This window comes from Paenibacillus sp. BAC0078 (assembly GCF_054483875.1).
Genome location: NZ_JBTLRW010000040.1, coordinates 1 through 5708, shown reverse-complemented (window position 1 = coordinate 5708; position 5708 = coordinate 1). Strand labels below are relative to the sequence as shown.

Genomic DNA, 5708 nt, shown 5'->3' with positions numbered 1-5708 from the left:
CTCCGTATCTAACTCCCCTGCGATCTCCAGCGCCCACGGGATGTTGTAGCCAATCCCCTCCACGTCCAGCTGACTGACCACGTACAGCCGCTGCTGTGCAGGCGAGGCCGGATACCACTCGCGCAGCTCCGCCTTGCCGATCGCCTCGTAACGTGCCTTAACCGCCGCCGCTTCCAAATACCCCGCAAGCTCCTCCACTGTCGGACTTGCGAACACTTCGCCCAGCGGCACGCTCGCGTCCAATTGCTTCTGGATGCGCGACACCAGCTGCGTCGCTTTGAGCGAGTGGCCGCCCAGCTCGAAGAAGTTGTCCCGGATGCCCACCAGCTGCGACAGGCCAAGCACTTCTTGCCAAATCTCCGCCAGCTTCGCTTCCGTCTCGCTCCGCGGCGCGACGTATTCGCTTCCGGCCTGCACCAGCCCTTGCGGCTCCGGCAGCGCCTTCCGGTCCACTTTCCCGTTGGCCATCAGCGGAATCCGCTCCACTTCCACCACGTACGACGGCACCATGTACTCCGGCAGGCTGCGCTTCAAATACCCGCGCAACTCGGATGCATCGAATGCTCCGCCGCTCCCCACGTACGCGCACAGGTACGCTTCGCCCCGCTCGTCCTTCCGGGCGATGACCACCGCTTCCTTCACGTCCGCGTGCTGCAGCAGACGGTGCTCAATTTCGCCTGTCTCAATCCGGTACCCCCGGATTTTCACTTGCTCGTCGATCCGGCCCATGTACTCCAGGTTCCCGTCCGGCAGCCATCTGGCCAGGTCTCCCGTCCGGTACATCCGCTCACCAGCTTCGAATGGGTTATCCACGAACTTCTCCGCCGTCAATTCCGGTCGGTTCAAGTAACCACGCGCCAAGCCGTCCCCTGCGATGCACAGCTCCCCAGACACCCCGATTGGCGCTAGCTTGTTCGATCGGTCGATGACGTAAGTACGAACGTTCGGCAGCGGTTTGCCGATTCCAACCTTCTCCGTATGCAGAGTAACCGCCTCTTGCGTCGCGTAGATGGTCGCTTCCGTCGGCCCGTAAATGTTCTCCACTCGGGCATGCGGCCACTGCTGGCAAGCTCTCCTTGCCATCTCCGTCGGGAATGCTTCGCCCGCAATAAACAGATACTGCAACGATGGTGCCGCTCCCCCGCTCATTTCCGCCTCCGCTATGAACAGCTGCAGCATGGAAGGAACAAAATTGATATGCGTCACCCGGTTATCGTCAATGACGCGAAGCAGCTCCCATGGATCTCTCTCGGCGCCTGGCGCCGCTACGACCACTTTCCCTCCGCCCGGTATCCATCCGAACAGTTCCGTCAATGACACATCGAACGTATAGCTCGTCTTCAGCAAATAAGCTTCTTCTTCCCCGCATGGATATTTGCGGTGCAGTGCCGCCATCATGTTCGTTAAACCGCCGTGCTCGACCATGACACCCTTCGGTTGTCCCGTCGATCCCGACGTGTAGATCACATACGCCAGATCGCTTGGACCGCTTGCGGCTGGCAGGTTCGCAGTGTCGCCCGCATACAGCGACGCGTCCGCCAGGTTCAGCACGATTCCTTCATACTCTTGCGGTACTTCCGCGTCCCCGTACACGAGTAGCAATCTTGCGCCGCTGTCCTCCAGCATGTACGCGATCCGATCCGCCGGGTACGTCGGGTCGATCGGCAAGTACGCTCCGCCGGCCTTCAGAATCGCGAGAATCCCCACGATCATCTCCACCGAGCGCTCTGCCATAATCCCCACGATCCGATCCGATCCGACGCCGCGCAACCGCAGCTCATGCGCCAACTGGTTCGCCTTCGCGTTCAGCTCCCCATACGTCATTCGCTCAGACTCGAATATGACCGCCACCGCTTCCGGTGTACGCTCCGCCTGCTGCTCAAACAGCTCGTGGATCGGTTGCTCCTTCGGATAGTCCGCCTTCGTGTCGTTAAACACCGTCAACAGCTGACGCTTCTCTTCTTCCCCGGCCAGCTCGATCTCTTCCAGACGCATATCCGGACGTGCCGCCACTTGCTCCACAATCGCCATCAAATGTCTTATTAATTGCTTCATGCTCTCTTCTTGATAGACTTCGGAATTGTAGCTAAGTTTAACGAAAAGCTGATTTCCGCTCAGTCCCATTATTACATTTAATCCGAAACTCGTTTGCTCGCTCCCCGTCAGGGTGGTTACAACAAAATCCTGTGCTGCTGAATGTTTGTCATAAACAGGGGGTGCATCCATCGGATAATTCTGAAATACGCAGATATGGTCAAACAAGTTCGATTTAAGTGTACTGCGCGCTTGAATGTCAGCTAAAGATACGTAGTCATACCGCTCGGATATCAACAAATCGGCCTGCACTTGTTTCGCCAGAGCGAGAAATGTTTCATGAGCGGCACGACGAACTCGCACTGGAATCGTATTGACGAACAATCCCACCATTCGTTCAATGCCGAGGACCTCGGATTGACGACCGGAGACAACCATGCCGTATACGACATCGTCGTTGTCGTTATATTGTTGGAGCAGAACTCCCCATACCGTTTGCATCAAACTATTTAATGTTAGGTTGTGACGCCTGCAAAGCATGTTCAACTTTTCCGTATGCGCCTCTTCGAAAAACTGTGTAACCTCGTTAAGTTCGTATGCTTTGTCTCCTTGGATCCGATTTCCATTAGGAATTTCCGACCGATGACTATAATCCTCCAAGTATTGGCCCCAATATTCCAATGCCTCTTCTTTGTCTTGCTTTTCCAGCCAATGGATATAGTCACTATAAGGATATGCCGGAGGCAACTGAAAAGGGCGATCGTTACGTATCTCCTCGTAAATTTCGAAAAATTCGGAGCGCAGGATACCGGAACTCCATCCGTCCAACACGATGTGGTGCATACTCCAAATCATTTCGTACTGTTCCTCGCCGGTCTTCAAAACTGCTATTCGAAAAAGCACGTCTTTTGTTAAGTCGAATCCCTTTTTTTTATCTGCTTTCTTGAACGCTTCTACGTACTCACGCCTTTTTGTTTCCTGCATCTCCGTAATATCCTTGTAGATAAGGATTGGCGCTCTTTCTTTTAAGACGGCTTGAAGCGCTTGACTTAACTTTTTATGTGAAAAGAAAGTCCGAAGAACCTCATGCCGTTCCGAAAGAACTTCCAGGCTTTTCTCCAAAATGGACAGGTCAATTCTTCCGACAAGCGACATGTTCGTCTGAACAAAATAAGCTTCTGGTTGGTTTTCCAACATCGAATGAAACAACATCCCTGACTGCATCGGAGATAACGGATAAACCTTAACGACTTGATCTTTTTGGACCATCGACTACTTTCCTCCAACATCTATAGGTTGCTGAATAACTCGTTGAGATCTTCTAAAGTAACCTTAGCGTTACCAAGATCGCTCGGAGTCAGCTCGGTTTCAGTTTGCTGCATGCAATGTGCGACGATCGAAAGCAGTTGCTTCTTGTAGTTAGCCAGCAATGCCTCCATCGTACTTTCGCGGAACTCCTGCTGGTCGTACGTCACGACCAGCGTCAGTCTACCGGCCATTACGCTTCCTGTAATGTCCAGCGCATAGGTCCGTTCCGATTGCGGGCTCATCGACATCCCGGCAGAAAGACCGGACATCGACATGGCGCCTGCATTCATTTCCCGATCCCATTGCCCCAAGTAGTTGAAGCTGATTTCCGGCGCTATTCCGCTTCCTAGGCCGCTTTTTTCCCTTGGCGTCAAATACTTCAGCGCGCCGTATCCCACGCCTTTGTTCGGAATCCGTCTCAGCTTCTCCTTGAACGATTTGATCCAGTAGGCTATCCCTTCCGCCTGCTTCATTTCGAAGACAACCGGGTATATGCTCGTAAACCACCCCACCGTTCTCGTCACGTCCACGTCACCCAATACTTCTTCCCGGCCATGACCCTCCAGATGAACGGCCAGCGTCTCATGACCCGTCCATTCCTGCATCGCTAAACCGAGCGCCGCGAGCAGCACATCATTCATTTCCGTCTTGTACGCATGGTGCGTACTCATCAACAAGTTTTTCGTTTCCATTTCGCTTAAGCTAATTGATGCGTTTGTACTGCTTTCGATCGTACGGGCTCCGTCGCTTTCCCCGTCTTTAGGAAGCGGTCGCATGTTGACACTCTGCTCCTTCCGCCAATAATCGGCTTCTCTGAGCAGCTCCCGGCTCTGTGCATAGACTCCCATCCGCTCCGACCACGTCCGGTACGAATGCGTTTTGCCCGGCAACGCGATAGATTCGCAGCGCAGCCGCTGCTCGTATCCCGCTGAAAAATCTTCCAACAGAATGCGCCAGGACACCCCGTCCACGACAAGGTGGTGAATCGCAATCAGCAAATGGTCGCCGCTAGCCGTCCGGAACAATCCAAGCTGCATCAGCGGGCCCGTTTCCAGATTCATCATCTGTTGAACCCGCATTGCCTCACGTTCGACCGCTGTGCTGACGTCCGCTTCCCCCGAGACGTCGCATACATGCAGGCGGAACGCTGGCTCTTCCGTCCCCCGGTTCATCTGCACGATCTTCCCTGCTTCTTGCCGGTACACCATCCGCAGCGCATCGTGATGTTCCGTCAGCTTGGCTGCGACTTCCTCCACGAGCGCTTCCTGGAAACCGTCCGCGCGGTACAGCATCATCGCCTGATTCCAGTGATGATTTTGCGAGAAACCCTGTTCGAAAAACCACCGCTGGATCGGACTAAGTGCAACTTCGCCTTCCACGGCCCCTGCTTCGGCTGCTGCCTGGGTCGTGGCTTGAACGTAGCCGCTGACTTCCTCGATCGTCGGATGGATGAACATATCCCGAACCGCCAACTTCAGGCCTTCCGTGCTTAACCTGGACACGATCTGGATCGCTTTGATCGAATCACCGCCCAGCTCGAAGAAGTTGTCTCGGATGCCGACCTGTTCGATTCGGAGCACGTCCTGCCAAACCGCCGCCAGCTTCACTTCGCTCTCGCTCCGCGGCGCGACGTATTCATTTTCTGCCTGCACCAGACCTTGCGGCTCCGGCAGCGCCTTTCGGTCCAACTTGCCGTTAGCCGTCAGCGGGATCCGCTCTACTTCTACCAAGTACGACGGCACCATGTAGTCCGGCATGTTCTGCTTCAAATACGAACGCAATTCGGATGCATCAAAGGCTCCGCCGCTCACCACGTACGCGCACAGGTACGCTTCGCCCCGCTCATCTTTCCGGGCGATGACCACCGCTTCCTTCACGTCCGCGTGCCGTAGCAGACGGTGCACGATTTCGCCTGTCTCGATGCGGTACCCTCGGATTTTTACCTGCTCATCGATCCGGCCGATGTACTCCAAGTTCCCGTCCGGCAGCCATCTCGCCAGATCCCCCGTCCGGTACATCCGCTCGCCAGCTTCAAACGGGTTCTCCACGAATTTCTCCGCCGTCAGCCCTGGACGGTTCAAGTATCCCCGCGCCAAGCCATCTCCTGCGATGCACAGCTCCCCCGCTACCCCGATCGGCTGCAGCTTGTTCGCCCGGTCAACGACGTAGGTACGAACGTTCGGCAGCGGTTTGCCGATTCCAACCTTCTCCGTATGCAGAGTAACCGCCTCTTGCGTCGCGTAGATCGTCGCCTCCGTCGGCCCGTAAATGTTCTCCACTCGGGCATGCAGCCACTGCTGGCAAGCTCGCCGTGCCATCTCCGTTGGGAATGCTTCGCCCGCAATAAACAGATACTGCAACGATGG

General features: G+C 55.4%; 2 protein-coding genes. Both read right to left on the bottom strand.

Annotated features, from left to right (window positions below; translation table 11 throughout):
* Positions 1 to 3231, bottom strand: a 3231-nt coding sequence (locus ACX1DY_RS31265; RefSeq protein ID WP_458968019.1) for a non-ribosomal peptide synthetase, incomplete at its 3' end; no start/stop codon positions are given.
* Positions 3232 to 3323: 92 nt separating this feature from the next.
* Positions 3324 to 5708, bottom strand: a 2385-nt coding sequence (locus ACX1DY_RS31260) for a condensation domain-containing protein (RefSeq protein WP_458968018.1), incomplete at its 5' end; no start/stop codon positions are given.